Below are 17,252 nucleotides of genomic sequence, written 5' to 3'. Positions count from 1 at the left end.
ATCAAAGTGCCAAGCAGTTTAGTTATTAACTATTTCAATAGGGAATTATGTTAATAAAATAGTGAATAATCGCTCGCAAAAACCTACCAAAAAGCTTGGAAATAGTGTATATTGCCCGGTAGATTAAAAGTAAATTCAAATTATATATTTTATGGCTGAAGGTGAAAAATTGATTCCCATAAACATTGAAGATGAAATGAAATCGGCCTACATTGATTATTCAATGTCGGTCATTGTGTCACGTGCGCTCCCCGATGTGCGTGACGGGATGAAACCTGTGCACAGAAGGGTTTTGTTCGGGATGCACGAATTAGGTGTGCGCTCCAATTCGTCGCATAAAAAATCGGCAAGAATCGTAGGTGAGGTGCTCGGTAAATACCACCCGCACGGCGACACTTCGGTTTACGATGCAATGGTACGTATGGCCCAAGAATGGAGCCTTCGGTATATGCTCGTTGACGGTCAAGGTAACTTTGGTTCGGTAGATGGCGATAGCCCTGCGGCAATGCGTTATACCGAAGCACGTATGCGGAAAATTTCCGAAGATATGCTCGCCGATATCGATAAAGAGACCGTGGACCATCAACTCAACTTTGATGATACCATAGAAGAGCCCACCGTTTTGCCCACAAGAGTGCCCGGCCTCTTAATCAACGGGGCTTCCGGTATTGCAGTAGGTATGGCGACCAATATGCCACCGCACAACTTAACCGAAGTAGTAAATGGCACCATTGCTTACATTGACAACCATGATATAGAGATAGATGCGCTCATGGAGCATGTAAAGGCTCCCGATTTTCCCACTGGAGGTATTATTTATGGTTATGAAGGGGTTCGGGAAGCTTTCCATACAGGCCGCGGGCGTGTGGTAATGCGCGGTAAAGCCAGTTTTGAAGAGGTCAAGGGCCGAGAATGCATTATTGTAACGGAAATCCCGTACCAAGTGAATAAGGCGGATATGATTAAAAAAACTGCCGACCTTGTAAACGAAAAGAAAATCGACGGTATTTCAAACATCCGGGACGAGTCTGACCGAAATGGGATGCGTATTGTTTACATCCTGAAACGCGATGCCATACCCAACATCGTTTTGAACATGCTGTATAAATATACGGCACTTCAGTCCAGCTTCAGCGTTAATAATATCGCACTGGTAAAAGGCCGCCCAGAATTGCTGAACTTAAAGCAATTGATCCAGTATTTTGTAGAGCACCGTCACGAAGTGGTGGTCCGCCGTACAGAGTATTTGTTGCGCAAAGCGGAAGAACGCGCCCATATCTTGGAAGGACTGATAATCGCATCGGACAATATTGACGAGGTGATTGCATTGATTAGAGCTTCTTCCAATGCCGAAGAAGCCCGCCAAAAATTAATGGACACCTTCGAGCTTACCGAAATCCAGGCCAAGGCCATAGTTGAAATGCGCCTGCGCCAGTTAACAGGACTGGAACAGGACAAACTGCGCACGGAATATGAAGAGCTGATGAAGACCATTGAAAATTATAAGGATATTCTTGCCAACAAAGAACGTCGAATGGAAATCATCAAGGAAGAATTGGTAGAGATACGCGATAAATATGGCGATGAGCGGCGCTCTGTAATTGAATATGCTGGCGGTGATGTAAGCATTACCGATTTGATTCCCGATGAACAAGTGGTGATAACTATTTCGCATGCAGGATACATTAAAAGAACTTCCTTAACCGAATATAAACGTCAAAACAGGGGAGGGGTAGGATCTAAAGCTTCTTCAACCCGAAACGAAGACTTTTTGGAAGATCTTTTTGTGGGAACCAACCACCAATATATGTTGTTTTTCACCCAAAAAGGAAAATGTTACTGGATGCGGGTCTTCGAAATTCCGGAAGGAAGCAGGCAGTCTAAGGGAAGGGCAATTCAAAACCTCATTAATATTGAACCCGATGACAAGGTGAAAGCTTTTATCTGTACCCAAGATCTTAAAGATGAAGCTTACATTAACAGCCGTTTTGTCATCATGGCTACCAAAAAAGGACAGGTTAAAAAAACCTCTTTGGAACAGTATTCAAGACCGCGGTCCAACGGGATCAACGCCATTACCATTAAGGAAGGCGACGAACTTTTGGAGGCCAAATTAACAACTGGCGACAGCCATGTAATGTTGGCAGTGAAATCGGGCAAGGCCATCCGTTTTGAAGAAGAAAAAACCAGGCCAATGGGCCGTAATGCTTCTGGTGTTCGTGGTATACGGTTGGGCAGTGATGACGACGAAGTGGTAGGAATGGTTGCTATCAACGATGACGAGTCTAACATCCTTGTGGTTTCAGAAAAAGGATATGGCAAACGATCCAATCTGGACGACTACCGAATTACCAATAGAGGAGGAAAAGGTGTAAAAACCATTAATATTACCGAAAAAACCGGTAAATTAGTGGCTATCAAGAACGTAACCGATAGTGATGGGCTTATGATCATCAACAAATCGGGCATTGCCATCCGTATGGCTGTGGAAGATTTACGTGTTATGGGCCGTGCCACGCAAGGGGTTCGCTTAATAAAAGTGCGCGATGACGATGCTATTGCAGCAGTGGCTAAGGTTAAAAATGAAGATGAGGATATGGACGATGAAAATTTGGCCGTTGAGGGTGCTTCCGAAACAGAAAATGACTCTGGCACTACTCTTGATAATGAAAATGAACAAACCGAAAACAACGAATAAATAAAGAAAAACAATGAAGAAGCAAATTTTAATAGCAGGTGCCTTAACTATTTCTGTTGTGGCATTTGGGCAAAAAAGAGAAATACGAAAAGCAGAACGGGCTTTCAATGACAAAGACTATACAGAAGCCATCTCTCAATTAAAAGAAGCAGAAACCCAGTTGGCCAGCGCTGATCAAGATGAAAAAGCAGAATATTATCTTGTAAAGGCAGAAGTCTATACCGCAAGTGCTGGAGATGATCTTAACAAAATGAAAGCTGCCAGTGAAGCTTATCAAAAAGCAGTGGAGTTGGGTGCCTTGCAAGAAGAAGAAAAAAGGATGGACGCATTGCAACAAAATCTTCGGGCAGCATTGGTTAACAGTGCCATTAAAGACCAGAATTCACAAAATTTTGATATGGCGGCCGCTAAGTTGTACAACAGCTATATGGTAAGCAAAAAAGACACCTCAGATCTTTATTATGCTGCTAGTAACGCGGTTAATGCACAAGATTACGATACAGCCATGAAGTACTATCAAAAACTTATGGACTTGGGCTATACCGGTGTAAATAAAGAATATGTTGCCACTAATAAAAAAACTGGCGAAGTAAGAACATTTGGTTCAGAATCTGAACGCGATTTAATGATTAAAGCAGGTGAGTTTATCAAGCCAGAAGAAAAAATGACCAGTTCCAAAAAAGGAGAGGTTTTGCGCAATATGACCTTGATCTATATTGAAAAAGGACAGGAAGAAAAAGCTTCCCAGCTTATGGCCAACGCCAGAAAAGAAAACCCTGATGATGTTTCCCTTATGCGTGCCGAAGCAAATATGGCTTATAAAATGGGCGACAAGCAAAAATTCAACGATATAATGGAAGCTATTGCCCAAACAGATCCAGATAACCCGGAAATATTTTATAACCTAGGCGTTAGCAATGCCGAAATAGGCGAGACTGAAAGAGCCATGGAATATTACAGAAAAGCCATTGAACTAAAGTCCGACTATGCTTCTGCAATTATTAACTTGGCTGTACTTAAACTTGCTAAAGAAAAAGAAATTGTTGAAAAAATGAACAGTTTGGGCATGTCCAAGGCCGATGCCAAAAAATATGATGAGCTAAAAGAAGAAAGAAAAGAAATGTACTTGGATGTAGTTCCAGATTTGGAAAGAGCACGAGAATTGCGTCCAGATGACGTAGAAGTGGTTAGAACATTGATGAACATCTATAGCCAGTTAGGACAAGATGCTAAATTCAAGGAAATGAAAACTAAATTGGCGGAGATGGAAGGTAATTAAAATTTCCGCAGATCAATCAATATTCTTAAAAAGGCACTTTTTTAAATGAGTGCCTTTTTTTTTGTGTTAAATAATACGTTTTATTACCCTTAGTTTATGGGTGTGTCGCCGGGCTTCATAATTAAAGATCCCAGTGTGGTCCAGCCGGTCTATGCGTACTTTCCCGTGCGCGTGGATAATGTGGTTATCTTCCATGATAATCCCTACGTGGGTGATCAATCCTTCAGCATTGTCAAAAAAGGCCAAATCTCCCGGTTCGCTTTCTTCAATAAAACTCAAAGCTTCCCCTTGTGTGGCTTGTTGGCTTGCATCGCGCAACAGTTTGTACCCGTTCAATTTATAGACCATTTGTGTAAACCCACTGCAGTCAATGCCAAACGGGGTTTTACCGCCCCAGAGATACGGGCTGTTCAAATACAAAACAGCGGTGTCGATTAATTTTTCCTTCGGAAGTTTCTTTGAAATGGATTTTCCTTCAAAACCGTGCTTTAAAAATGTACGGTTGTTTACTTGGCAGCCCAAAAAAATGGATAACAGCTGGTTGTTTTCAGTAGTGATAATATCTACTAGATCGGTTGCATATGTGGGTTTTGTTTTTTTAAGTTCGATGAACTCTTCTTCAGAAACCAATAGAAATTGTTTGTTGTCCACCCAACCTTCATAACCATCAAAAACCAAACGGATACGGCTCCATTTTTTACGCTGCTCCACAACCTTAAATAGTTCCCCGTACAATACTTGCGAAACAAGTTCGCTGGTATCGGCTGCTTCAACCCTTAAAGGAACTACACTTAAATTGCATATCCCGTATTTCATTTATACTATGGTTTATTGGCTACAGTTCCCGTCTAAAATGTCTTGTTGTGTAGGATTGTATAGATTTTGAAACACATTGAAATCGCCTGCCACCCCGTTATTTTCAACGAGTGTTGTTAAGCCACATAAGTCGTTTAAATTTTCGTTGTGCATAATCGTGACGTCATTTCCAACTGTTGCTACATTTGACAGAAAATCCACATCAGCATTTGCAATTCCCTTTATTGTAAGGTCGTTTAACACGGTGGTTAAAGCTTGGAAGCTATTTACAGTAAAAACTCCATCGCTTATTGTTTCTGGCTGTGTGATCTTGAAATCTGTAACGGTCGTCAAGTTTTGAAAGCCAGAAAACGATGATAGGTTTACGGCTTCGTTTAACGTTAAGGTCTTCACGGTTTGTAAACTATTAAAACCATTGATATGCTCAAGATTTTCGTTTTTTTCTAGTATAATATAATCCGCAGTAGTTAAGGCATTAAAGCCTTCAAGAACGGTAAATGAATTATCAGAGAAAGCGATCAAGGTACACGCCCTCAAAGAAGGAAAGGCATTGCCTAAGGACAGCAGGGACGCATTGTTTGCAATTGATAAAAAAGCACAACTTTCAAGTTTGTAAACTCCGGAAATATCAACCAAGACTGGGTTGTTTTCAATATGTAAAGCCCCATCGATAGTGGTTAGATTAGTCAAAGCGTCAAAATTGACAAGGTTATAATTGTTTCTGAATTCGACACCTCCACCAACCGATGCTACGTTATCCATTCCTGTGAGATGGGACATTTGTGAATTGAAAGAAATGGTAAGGTCTCCGTTAATAGCAGTAATCTTTTCCAGTCCAGATAAATCCTGAATTAAATTTCCAGACACGACCATATTACCACCAACACTGGATATGTTGGAAAGACCTTCGATAGAGGTCAACTTTTCATTGGACAATCCGGTTGGCGCTTGATTGGAACCTATTATTAAATCCCCATTAACGCTCGTTACGCCTAATAGCCCATCAATGTTTGTTAAACTTTTATTGTCCTGTACGACGATGTCTTCATCCACTTGGATGACATTTGCCAATCCATCTATGTTCAAAAGCGCCTCATTACCATAAACCCAAAGACTGCCTGAAATAGTAGTGATGTTGTTTAGGCCTTGCAAGGTAGAGAGCTTACCGTTGTTCGTAATCCCTAAATCACCTGATACAAAAGTTAATGAACGCAACGCGCTAATATCGGTAATCGAACTTGAAGCAACTACATTTTCGAGCGTGATGCGTAGGCTTCCGTTTATTCCTTTGTAGTTGTTGGCAGCAAATTCATCTACTTCACTCTGTGTTTGTAGCACCACATCTCCATTAAAAGCTTCTTTTGTTGAGGATTTGTTATCATCGCTGCTGCAGCCAATACATAGAAAAGCAATCAGGCAAAAAACCAGTGCCTTGTTAAGGTTTTTCATATAATATAGTTGAAATTTGAATTAGCGTTCCAATACCATAGCACTTGCACCGCCGCCACCATTACAAATAGCTGCGGCACCTAATTTGGCATCGTTTTGCTTGAGCACATTCAATAAAGTGATTAATATACGAACACCACTGCAACCTAAAGGATGCCCTAAAGAAACAGCGCCACCGTTTACATTAACCTTAGAAGCGTCGAGCCCTAAAATTTTCATATTGGCCAAGCCAACTACAGCAAAAGCTTCGTTAAATTCAAAATACTCAACCTCCTCTTGCGAAACGCCAGCTTTTTCCAATGCTTTTGGTAATGCTTTGGCTGGGGCGGTGGTGAACCATTTTGGCTCTTGTGCTGCATCTGCATACCCTTTAATGGTAGCAAGTGGGGTTAATCCCAGTGCTGCAGCTTTGTCGGCGCTCATTAAGACCATAGCGCCGGCACCGTCATTAATGGTAGAAGCATTGGCGGCCGTTACGGTACCTTCTTTACTAAAGGCAGGTCGCAATGATGTGATTTTCTCCATTTTTACGTTCTTGAATTCTTCGTCTTGATTTACCATAACAGGTTCTCCGCGACGTTGTGGGACTTCCACTGGCACAACTTCCTCGTCAAATTTTCCTTCTTCCCAAGCCCTAGCCGAACGTTTATACGATTCAATTGCGAAGTTATCTTGATCTTCTCTTGAAAAATTATGCTCAGTTGCGCATAAATCTGCACACACGCCCATTGCGTTTTGGTCATACGCATCGACCAGGCCGTCTTTCTGCATCCCATCAACGAGTGTGGCGGGACCAAACTTTTTACCCTTTCGCATATTCACATAATGAGGGATGTTGCTCATGCTTTCCATACCACCAGCAACAATAACCTCGGCATCGCCCAGTGCAATGGCCTGTGCGGCTTGCATAACGGCTTTCATACCAGAAGCACATACCTTATTTACGGTAGTACATGGCACTGTATCCGGAATACCGGCAGCCAACGCTGCTTGCCGTGCAGGGGCTTGACCCACACCAGCTTGCACCACATTGCCCATAAAAACTTCTTGGACATTAGAAGGATCCAATTTTATTTTATCTAACGCTCCCTTAATCGCTGTGGCACCTAATTGGGTTGCCGATACTGAAGAAAGACTACCTAAAAAACTTCCTATTGGGGTTCGTGCCGCGGCTACAATTACAACTTCTTTACTCATTATATGACTCTTTTTTTATTAATTTCAAACGTACTGCCATTAATTATACACGACAGCAAAGGACTGCGAATTTACGGATTTTATCCTGAAATATCAATCTTTAAGCCCCTCGCTTTTGGGATTAGTCCACGGTTATTCATACCTTTACTCATCGAAAGAAATCTATGAACAACTTTTTTGCGTTATTTTCAAAAAACCAATCCCTTATTTACAAGGGATTTCTGTTTGTTCTTTCTACTGTGTTGGTGATTTATCTCTTGCCAAAAGGAGGACAATTTAAATACAATTTCCAAAAAGGGAAGCCGTGGCAGTACGAAAACCTCTATGCTCCTTTTAGCTTTACCATAAAAAAAGATGAAAAGACGCTCGACAAAGAACGGGAGGCCATTAAAGAAAACGCTACCCCTTACTTTGATTACAATTCCGAAATTGTAGAAAGAAGCAAAACCAACTTCCTGCAATTGTTTCAGGATGCTTTTGTAGATAGCCTTTATACCACCTCAAAAAGTATGGCAAAAGAAGAAGGGCTGACCGTTTTCAATGAAGTTTATGCCAACGGGGTGATTGACGAAGTATACCCGTATGAACAAGACAAGCTCATTTACTTGAAACGCGGAAATGAAGTAGAACAATTGGCCTATTCCCAGTTTCACAGAAAAGAGAACATAAAGAACAGGGTGGCTAAATTAGTTTCAGAAAAATCTACCGAAGACGTTAAAATGCTGTTGCAAAAACTTTTGGAGCGTGCCATTATACCGAATGTTACCTTAGACTCCAAATTGACCGAAGCCTCGGTAGCTTCTGAACTTAACGCCATAAACCCCAACAAAGGCGTCGTGGAAAAAGGAGGCAGGATCATTGCCAAGGGTGAAGTGGTGGAAGGCGACACTTACCAGATATTAAATTCGCTGAAAGCCGAATACCAGTCGCAAGTGTGGAGCAAGTCTAACCATTCGTGGCTCATTATTGGATACGTCATAATTGTTTCTTTGGTGTTTTCCATGTTGTTTTTGTTTCTGAAAAAATACCGGTTCCATATATACAACGATAACACTAAAGTCACCTTTATATTTTTCAATGTCATTTTAATGGTATTGTTGACGACCATTGTTGTAAAACTAGATGCAAAGTATGTTTATGTAGTGCCACTTTGTATTTTACCATTGATTTTAAAAGCCTTTTTCGATCCCAGGTTGGGGCTTTTTGTGCACACATTGACCTTAATGCTTTTAGGGTTTGTGGTGCCCAACAGTTTTGAGTATCTGTTTCTTCAATTGATTGCCGGTATCGTTACTATTTTAACGGTGTCTGAACTGTACCGCCGCGCCAATCTGTTTATCTCGGTAGGGCAGATTACCCTAGTGTACATTATTGGATACTTTGCTTTTTTTATCCTTCAGGAAGGAAATGTGCAGTTGATTATTTGGGAAAACTTCGGTTATTTCATTCTTTGCGGTTTGGCGACCCTATTTGCTCATCCCTTGATTTATCTATATGAAAAATTATTTGGATTGGTTTCCGATGTTTCCCTATTGGAACTAAGCGACACCAACACTAAGTTGTTGAAAGAACTGTCCAACAAAGCCCCGGGCACCTTCCACCATTCTTTAAACGTGGCCAATCTGGCTGAAGCCGCAGCTAACGAAATTGACGCCAATGCGATGTTAGTGCGGGTAGGGGCGTTGTATCATGATATCGGTAAAATGAAAAACCCCACCTATTTTACCGAAAACCAAGTAAATTCGGTTAATGCCCACCAAGATTTAGACCCTAAAGAAAGTGCCTCCATAATAATTGACCATGTAATAAAAGGTATTGAGATTGCTCGTAAAAACAACCTGCCTGACCGCGTGATCGATTTTATCCGCACCCACCACGGAACCAGTTTGGTATATTACTTCTATATGAATGAAAAAAAACAGAATGAAGGTGTAAATGAGGAGGATTTCCAATATCCTGGCCCCATCCCGTTTTCAAAAGAAACCGCCATCCTTATGATGTCCGACAGTGTAGAAGCTGCCAGTAAAAGCCTGAAAGAACCCACTTCGTCAAAAATAGATGCTTTTGTTGAAAAGATCATCGATGGGCAAATGGCTCAGGGCCAGTTTTTAAACGCCAATATCACCTTTAAGGAAATCCAGACCATCAAAAAAGTATTGAAGAAAAAACTGAACAACATTTACCATTTGCGGGTAGAATATCCAGAGTGATATCAAAAAAATATTCAATTTAGTTGCCCTCTAAAACCAGAATAAAGTCTATCAAGATTGGCGCTACACTTTAATTTTTGCCATATATCAAACTTGTAAAATAGTAGAAAACACTGTTTTAAAAACTTCTTGTAAAAAAGGTTGATTTTTGTTTGTAAAACACGGAATGTTACCCTACATTTGCAACCGCATTTAAAGAAAGAATGTTCTTTACATACTGGAGAGGTGCCGGAGTGGTCGAACGGGGCTCCCTGCTAAGGAGTTGTGCCCATTGCGGGTACCGGGGGTTCGAATCCCTTCCTCTCCGCATAACTAATTCAGTTTTCAATGTTCTCATAAATTGCCTCAAAGGCTTTTTCAACATTAAAAACTGCAAAAAGTTTAACAATTTTTCAGTTTAATTAAACTGTCCTCGGGGTGTAGCCCCGCAAAAAAAGCGGGATAGACTCCGCCCGGTTCCCGGACTACTTAAAACAGTATTTTTTGGAGCTTGGTTATTGAAATTTGTTTTTTACAGTTTAATAAAACTGTCCTCGGGGTGTAGCGTAGCCCGGTTATCGCGCCTGCTTTGGGAGCAGGAGGTCGCAGGTTCGAATCCTGCCACCCCGACAATTACGGTGTCAATAGACACCAAAATATAGCTAATCTTATGAAAATCAAGGATTTTCATTTTTCTTGAAATCATAAGATTGGCTTTAATATCAATTCAAAGGTTACCTATTCGGTTACCTAAATTGTTACCAGAATTTTCACTACATTGGTAATTCAATAGACTTGACTTTCGCAGCGATTTGACTTTCGTAAACAAATCGATTATTAACTTAAAGCGAGAGTTTATGCAGACTTCCAAGACTTTTACTATTCATTTTTGGCTGAGTATGGCCAAAGCAAAAGATGATTTTGCACCCATTTATGCCCGTATCACGGTCGATGGAAAACGTGCCGAAATCAGTTTAAAACGATCTACATCGGTTACCTATTGGGATACCCGTTCCAAAAGGGCAAATTCGAGAACTTCTGAGGGAAAAGCCCTCAACGTCTATTTAGACCAGGTCTACTCCGATTTATTGGAATGTCACAAACAGCTGCTGGGCGAATCCAAATATGTTACCGCCCAAGCTATTAAGGCACGTTACCTCGGGGAAGATGAACAGCACAAGACGCTGCTTCAATTGGTGTCCTACCATAATAAGAATATGGTTTCGGTACTCAAGCCCGGCACGTTGAAAAATTATTTCACTACGGAACGCTACATCAAACGGTATCTGAAGCACAAACTAAAGACCAATGACGTTTTCCTGAAACAACTGTCCTACAAATTCATCATTGACTTTGAGCAGTTCCTGCGTAACGGAAAATCCATAAACCGCTCACAGCCCCTAAAGAACAATGGGGTTATGAAACATTTGGAGCGGTTGAAAAAGATGATGAACCTTGCCCTTCGGTTGGAATGGATCGAGAAAGACCCTTTTGTAAGGTTCTCGCTAAAGTTCACAAAACATCAAAGGGCATTTTTATCCCAATCGGAACTTGAAGTCTTGGAATCCGGTCAGCTTTTAAAAGGGATGCACCAAAAAACGAAGGACGTTTTTGTTTTTGCCTGTTATACGGGCCTTTCCTATATCGACGTGAAATTGCTCTGCGACGACCATATTGTGCGCGGCATTGATGGGGATTATTGGATATTCACAAAAAGGGAAAAGAACGATGAAGCAGTAAAAATACCACTTTTGGATAAAGCCCTTGATATATTAAAAAGGTATGACCAAGATACTGAAAACAAACAGGAAAAACTGCTACCGGTATTTTCCAATCAAAAAATCAATAAATATTTGAAGGAAATAGCGATAATCCTAAAAATCAATAAGAAGCTTACGTTCCACGCGGCAAGACACACGTTTGCCACTACTGTTACGCTTTCGAATGGTGTGCCCATCGAGACCGTTTCAAAATTGCTGGGTCATACCAAGCTTTCCACAACGCAAATCTATGCCCGGGTTATCGAGCAAAAGGTATCATCGGATATGCGTTCATTACGCACTAAATTAAACACTACGGACAAACCCGAAACAAGCGTGCATTATCAATAATTCGGTTTGGAAAACACCATTTAGGTTCTAATCCAGTCGGCACTCTTATTTTTTCTCGTCAAATCCTTTGCAGATTTTGGTTTTTCATTGAGCCATAAATTTCTGCGTTAAGTCATTTTTTGTTTCGGTCAGCTGAGGCAACCAAAACCAAACCGGGGGCAAATGTAGCCACATCCCATCGCTTGGTCAAGGTCAAGCCCTTCGGGATGCCGAACATTTTTCTGCGAAAAATAACCGCTCATACCTTGCCCCTTCCTCCCTGTGGCTGTTAATGCCCTGTTTTGGTATTGCTCGTTGCCTTACAAGCTGCCAAAACGATTTAAAATAATGTTTAACTTAAAAATTTTAATTATGGCAACAACAGTAAAACAAAACGGAACTGCAAAAAAGGATACTGCATCCGTTAAAAAAGAAGTACAGAAAAAGCTGACCGATGAAGCCATCGGAAAAGCTGCTTCAACAGAAAAAGCGGTAGCATCGAAAAAAGCTACCATCAGTTTGGATGACCGGATCCAAAATTTTGAAAAATTGAGGGGATTGGCCACCCAACGGGAACGGTTGAACCAGACCTTGAGCGAGTTGACAAAGTTCAACTATAACCAAGGGGATTCAGCTTCGTTTTACATCCGGGATTCCCACAATTTGGAATTTAAAACGACCAATACGAACCTTATCAAATTGGTTACAAATCACTTACAGTCCACTTTGGAGGAACGAAAATCCGAAATTGAGGAACAGATTGTAAAATTTGAACTCTAAGGTAACTTCAAATCCTTAAAACAGGAAGCCTACTCCCCAAGAGTAGGTTTTCTTTTTTCCTTAAAAAAGGGAGGTATAGTATTCAATCGATATCGGCGCAAAGGTAAACCCGTAAAATACTCCCATCAAAAGATTACGGCATAAAGCCGCTCCCGCACTCGCTATTTATTCCGTTTCCTTTTGAGCCGAGATTTTATCTTCCGTTTGGTTCTAGCTTAAATATTTATTGTTTAACTAAAATCAAATGTTATGTATTTATCAAATTTACAGCAGGATGAAATCTTCGTTCCATCAGAAATGAAATCCTTGAAAAGTCTGACCCAGATGGAATCCCGAAGGGGGCTTGAAAATATCATTATTTCAAATGGCAAAATTGTCAACGTGGTATCGAACAGCTATGGCCACGTACCCAATGAACTTTTTTTCAAGAAAGCCGAAGAAATGTTGACCGATGCCGATCTGAATTATAAGAAGCGAACGATCAACAGGAATGATAGGTCTTTCATCACCGACTTTATCATCGACGATAAAAGCCAATTTTCGGTAAAGAATGAAAAAGACCTGATACTGCCGATGCTGCGGTTTAAGAATTCCTATGATGGTAGCGAAAAAACTTCGGGACATTTTGGCTTTTATAGGGAGGTCTGCTCCAATGGCCTGCACGTTTCACAGGCTGAAATCGAGTTCGCCATCAAGCACAGTAAGAACAATACCGACTTGATAATGCCAAGGTTGAACAATTTGTTCGATAAGTTCGTGGATAATGAATTTTATAGCATTACCAAGAAATTCGACAAAATGAGGGGATTTGAAATCATCGACACCAAGGAATTTGTAAAAGAAATTCTGGAAAGGACGAAATTGTTCCGGTATGAATGTAGTGATAAGAACAATGATCCTTCTAAGAAATCCCGGGAAGTCCTTGAAATTCTAAATAACGAAGCATTGTTACTTGATGAAAAACCTAATTTGTGGATAGGCTTTAATGCTTTTAATCAAATGCTTCACAACACATTGAAGAAAAGTTTTTCACAACAGGAACGCTTAGACAAAAAACTGTTCAATGCTGTCTATGAAATGGCTTGATGTCATAATAGGTTTATCCAGTACCATAAACTGGATTTTTTCTCTTTTCAATTAGATATTTTAAGATTTTTGAATTGAGATTTTTAAGTCTCAATTTTAACACCCCAGAAATATTGCTATCTTTGCCAGCGATGCAAAAACCAAATAAAATAGCGGCATTTTTCTTTTTAGGCTTGTTTAGTCTAATAATGCTGCATCAAGCTTTTCCTCATTTGCATCATCAGCACGAGGAAATGCATTCCCATTCAGATATTACGCATACTGGCGAACATCATCACGATGATAGTTCTCAGGAAAAGGAAGATTCCCTTTACGGATTCTTTGGATTTTTTATGGATATGCACGTCCATTCCACGGCGTCAAGCGATATTGTTGTGCTTAAGAGGGATGCCGTTGAGCATCAAACTACCGTAGATGACAATATTGTAAAACCTACTTCTGATTTTCAAGAATTTTATGTCGTTGCTAATAGGCAAAACGGTAAACCGCCAATTTATCATCCGCCCAACAATCATTTTAATCCTTACCTCTCATCCCTCGATTTACGGGGCCCACCATCTTTAGGTTAATCGTTTAGGAATACCTGCCGCTAAGGCAGGAATCCTTTTATACACTTAGATTAAACCTAAAATCTCAAACAATGAACAAATACATCGTGTCCGCCATTTGCGGATGCCTGTTCTTTGTTAATGGTTTCTCACAGGATAAAAACATTGGGGAACTGCTTAACGAAATAGAACAGAACAATACAGAGTTAAAAGGCTATCAATCATTTATTGAAAGCCAAAAACTCGAAAACAAGAGCACCAATAATTTACCCGACCCACAGCTTTCAGGATATTATTTGCCCTTTGGCGATAATGTGACTGGAAACTATACCGAATATGAAATATCGCAATCCTTCGAATTTCCGACGGTATATGGTTCACGCAGTAAATGGAACGACCTAAAGTCGATACAACTACAAACGTCCTATGCCAAAAAGCGACAGGAAGTTTTGTTGGAAGCAAAATCAGTATTGATTGAACTCGCTTTCCTTCAAAAGCAGAAAGCCATTGAAACCGAAAGGCGGACCCAAAGCAAACAGGTTTTCGACCAGGTTCAAGAGCTTTATGATAAAGAACAAGTCGGAATTTTGGATTTGAACAAGGCGAAAATCGCTTGGATTCAAGAGCAATTCGTTGTTCAACAGATTGAAAGCGAAATCCAAATTGTACTGTCCAAACTCAGAACATTGAACGGCGGTAATTCCATTGATGGTTTTACAGAAGTTATCGATTTGCCTATCGAGGTTGCTTCGGTCGAAACGCTTTGGCAAGAAAGATTAGCCAGCGACCCTTCGTTACAAGGTTTAAAGGCAGCTGAAACGGCTTCGCTTCAAAAAGTAAAACTGGAAAAAAACAAGGTGTTGCCCAATGTGTCACTTGGTTACAATTATCAGGGTGTTAGTGGTAGCAATTATTCGGGTTTTTACGGTGGTCTTTCCATTCCGTTGTGGAACAGCAAGAACAAGATAAAAGCGGCCGAAGCCGATTACGAATATCAGCAATTGAACACTAAAGCAATTACCGCTTCACTATACGCGCAATTTCAAGAAACCTACGATCGATATGAATTGATGCTCGAAAAATACAATGAGTATCAAACCACGATGGGCAACTTAAATAGCGAACAACTGCTCTTTAAGGCTTATATGTTGGGCGAATATTCGTTTATGGATTACTATGTAGAGCTTCAGTTTTACCGCAATGCATCTGACAGAATGTTGCAGATGGAAGAAGAAATCCAATTGCTACAAGCGCAACTCTTAAAACATACATTATAAACCTTTAAAACAAAGATTATGAAAATTTCAAAAATAATATTTGCAATAGCAATCGCATCAACATTTTTGGTAAGCTCTTGCAGGGAAACAAAAAAAGAGAGTACAGATGACCACGGTCACGAACACAATGAAGACGGAAGCCATATGCACGAGGAAGACATAGAACAAGAAGAATTTGAAGTAGGAAAAGATTCTATGGAAATGAAGACAAATGACCACGGTCACGACCACGATTCAGACGGTAATCATAAAGATGATGATTCTAAAACCCACAAACACGATGATGGTTCTGAACACCACGACCATTAAAAATCAAATAAATACAAAAGATGAAATATATAATAATAGTGCTTTCCTTTTTGGCAATGTCGTGCAATAACAAAGCAGAAGACGCACACGCACACAACGAAGATGGTAGTCACGTGGGCGAAGAAATCCCGCGATTGAGCCATACTATCTGGACGGATAAAACAGAACTCTTTGTTGAGTTTCCTGCGCTCATAGTAGGTAACGGAAGTAGATTTGCAGCCCATTTTACGGTTTTGGATAAACACCAGCCCGTTCGTGAAGGTTCTGTAACGGTCAGCTTAATAAAAGATGGAAAAGGAATTAGAAATACGGTAGATACACCGTCATCACCGGGTATTTTTTCGCCTACCATACAACCGAAAGAAGCTGGAAACTATCAATTGGTTTTTGAATTAATGACACCAGAGTATTCAGATAAAATTTCCATTGATAATGTAATGGTATATGCCACTACGGATGAAGCCATAAAAGCTTTGGGTACGGAAGAAGATGATGCAGGAATCTCGTTCTTAAAGGAGCAAGCTTGGAAAATCGATTTTCAAACCTCGCCCGTGGTTTCTGATAAAATTTACGATGTCATCAATACGTCCGGTGTTTGGATGCCATCGCCAGGTTCAACAAAGTCCTTGGCAGCAAAATCTAATGGTGTGGTGGACTTCAAAATGAATAATCTTACAGAAGGAACAGAAGTAAAACAAGGTCAGTTGTTAATGAGTTTGAACAGCCAAGGTTTGGCTTCAAACAATTTAAGTACGGATATCGCTTCCGCGAAAGCAAAATTCCAACAGGCTAAATCTGAATATGAACGGAAGAAAGAGCTATACGAATCCGAAATAGTCCCAAAATCTGAATTTGAGAAAGTAGAGAGCAGTTTCGAGATAGCCAAAGCCAACTATCAATCATTGGTGTCTGGTGTCTCGGCCGGAAGCAAACAAATACGAGCACCTTTTGATGGCTTTATCAAATCCATAACCGTTTCCAATGGCGATTATGTAGAGCAGGGTGTGGCTTTGGTAAGTATTGGGACGCATCAATCCAGAGTTTTAAAAGCACAATTAGCACCTGACTACGGTCTTACGATGGAAAATGTACAGGGCATTTGGTACCAAACCAAAGATGGACAATGGATAGACGTAACTGATGCCGAGGGCAAAATCCTTTCGATAGGCAAAGACGTGGAACGTGAAAACCCATTGATTTCTGTTTTTGCACAAGTGAACGCTGAAGTCGATATGCCCATAGGAAGTCTAACACCCGTGCAGATAGCGATGGGAAATGCTACACAAAATACAATGATTCCTGTAAATGCCTTATTGGAGGACTATGGAAGCTATTCCGTTATTACTCAGCTTTCAGGCGAAAGTTTTGAAAGACGACCTGTAAAGATTGGAAAACGCAATGGCGAGAATGTAGAAATACTGGAAGGCTTGCAAGTGGGCGAAGTGGTTGTCACAACAGGAGCGTATCAAGTTAAAATGGCTTCAATGTCTGGTTCAACCCCGGCACACGGCCACGAACATTAAAAACGAAGAGA

13 protein-coding genes and 2 tRNA genes are annotated in these 17,252 nt (G+C 40.6%); 12 read left to right on the top strand and 3 right to left on the bottom strand.

Annotated elements, in window-relative coordinates; all coding sequences use genetic code 11:
• Positions 1–151 precede the first annotated feature (151 nt).
• A complete protein-coding gene (gene gyrA / locus DDV96_RS11450; protein WP_116694907.1) occupies positions 152–2,698 on the top strand; it encodes a DNA gyrase subunit A in 2,547 nt (848 codons plus the stop codon).
• Between the two features lie 13 nt (positions 2,699–2,711).
• Positions 2,712–3,977 (top strand): tetratricopeptide repeat protein, encoded by a 1,266-nt coding sequence (locus tag DDV96_RS11445; RefSeq protein WP_116694906.1) that lies wholly within the window; start codon positions 2,712–2,714, stop codon positions 3,975–3,977.
• Between the two features lie 66 nt (positions 3,978–4,043).
• On the opposite strand, the gene DDV96_RS11440 is transcribed toward DDV96_RS11445, so the two are convergent.
• The 3 genes from DDV96_RS11440 to DDV96_RS11430 are packed head-to-tail and all read right to left on the bottom strand — an operon-like array spanning position 4,044 to position 7,439.
• Positions 4,044–4,793 (bottom strand): C40 family peptidase, encoded by a 750-nt coding sequence (locus DDV96_RS11440; RefSeq protein ID WP_116694905.1) that lies wholly within the window; start codon positions 4,791–4,793, stop codon positions 4,044–4,046.
• A 12-nt stretch (positions 4,794–4,805) separates the two neighbouring features.
• The gene (locus tag DDV96_RS11435) at positions 4,806–6,242 is read right to left on the bottom strand and encodes a hypothetical protein (protein WP_116694904.1); all 1,437 of its coding nucleotides are present in this window, start codon (positions 6,240–6,242) and stop codon (positions 4,806–4,808) included.
• Positions 6,243–6,263: 21 nt separating this feature from the next.
• The gene (locus DDV96_RS11430; protein WP_116694903.1) at positions 6,264–7,439 is read right to left on the bottom strand and encodes an acetyl-CoA C-acyltransferase; all 1,176 of its coding nucleotides are present in this window, start codon (positions 7,437–7,439) and stop codon (positions 6,264–6,266) included.
• 164 nt (positions 7,440–7,603) lie between these two features.
• Here DDV96_RS11430 and DDV96_RS11425 point away from each other — a divergent pair, with 164 nt between their 5' ends.
• The 10 genes from DDV96_RS11425 (at position 7,604) to DDV96_RS11380 (ending at position 17,241) form a co-directional block, all read left to right on the top strand.
• Positions 7,604–9,649, top strand: a complete 2,046-nt coding sequence (locus DDV96_RS11425) for an HD family phosphohydrolase (protein ID WP_116694902.1) — start codon at positions 7,604–7,606, stop codon at positions 9,647–9,649.
• A 219-nt stretch (positions 9,650–9,868) separates the two neighbouring features.
• Positions 9,869–9,956, top strand: a tRNA-Ser gene (locus tag DDV96_RS11420).
• A 227-nt stretch (positions 9,957–10,183) separates the two neighbouring features.
• A tRNA-Pro gene (locus tag DDV96_RS11415) sits at positions 10,184–10,258 on the top strand.
• A gap of 227 nt (positions 10,259–10,485) precedes the next feature.
• On the top strand, positions 10,486–11,739 hold the full coding sequence (locus DDV96_RS11410; protein ID WP_116694901.1) for a site-specific integrase: 1,254 nt from the start codon (positions 10,486–10,488) through the stop codon (positions 11,737–11,739).
• 351 nt (positions 11,740–12,090) lie between these two features.
• The gene (locus DDV96_RS11405) at positions 12,091–12,498 is read left to right on the top strand and encodes a hypothetical protein (RefSeq protein ID WP_116695094.1); all 408 of its coding nucleotides are present in this window, start codon (positions 12,091–12,093) and stop codon (positions 12,496–12,498) included.
• 249 nt (positions 12,499–12,747) lie between these two features.
• Positions 12,748–13,584, top strand: coding sequence for a DUF932 domain-containing protein (locus tag DDV96_RS11400; RefSeq protein WP_116694900.1), 837 nt, complete (start codon positions 12,748–12,750; stop codon positions 13,582–13,584).
• A 74-nt stretch (positions 13,585–13,658) separates the two neighbouring features.
• On the top strand, positions 13,659–14,153 hold the full coding sequence (locus DDV96_RS11395) for a hypothetical protein (RefSeq protein WP_240607713.1): 495 nt from the start codon (positions 13,659–13,661) through the stop codon (positions 14,151–14,153).
• Positions 14,154–14,224: 71 nt separating this feature from the next.
• Positions 14,225–15,409: a TolC family protein gene (locus DDV96_RS11390; protein WP_116694898.1), complete on the top strand. Its 1,185-nt coding sequence runs from the start codon at positions 14,225–14,227 to the stop codon at positions 15,407–15,409.
• Positions 15,410–15,427: 18 nt separating this feature from the next.
• Positions 15,428–15,718: a hypothetical protein gene (locus tag DDV96_RS11385; protein WP_116694897.1), complete on the top strand. Its 291-nt coding sequence runs from the start codon at positions 15,428–15,430 to the stop codon at positions 15,716–15,718.
• Between the two features lie 20 nt (positions 15,719–15,738).
• On the top strand, positions 15,739–17,241 hold the full coding sequence (locus tag DDV96_RS11380) for an efflux RND transporter periplasmic adaptor subunit (protein WP_116694896.1): 1,503 nt from the start codon (positions 15,739–15,741) through the stop codon (positions 17,239–17,241).
• Positions 17,242–17,252: the final 11 nt, after the last annotated feature.

Origin of the sequence: Marixanthomonas spongiae, from assembly GCF_003095375.1 — a bacterium.
GTDB classification, from domain to species: domain Bacteria; phylum Bacteroidota; class Bacteroidia; order Flavobacteriales; family Flavobacteriaceae; genus Marixanthomonas; species Marixanthomonas spongiae.
This window is presented reverse-complemented; position numbering and strand designations above follow the sequence as displayed.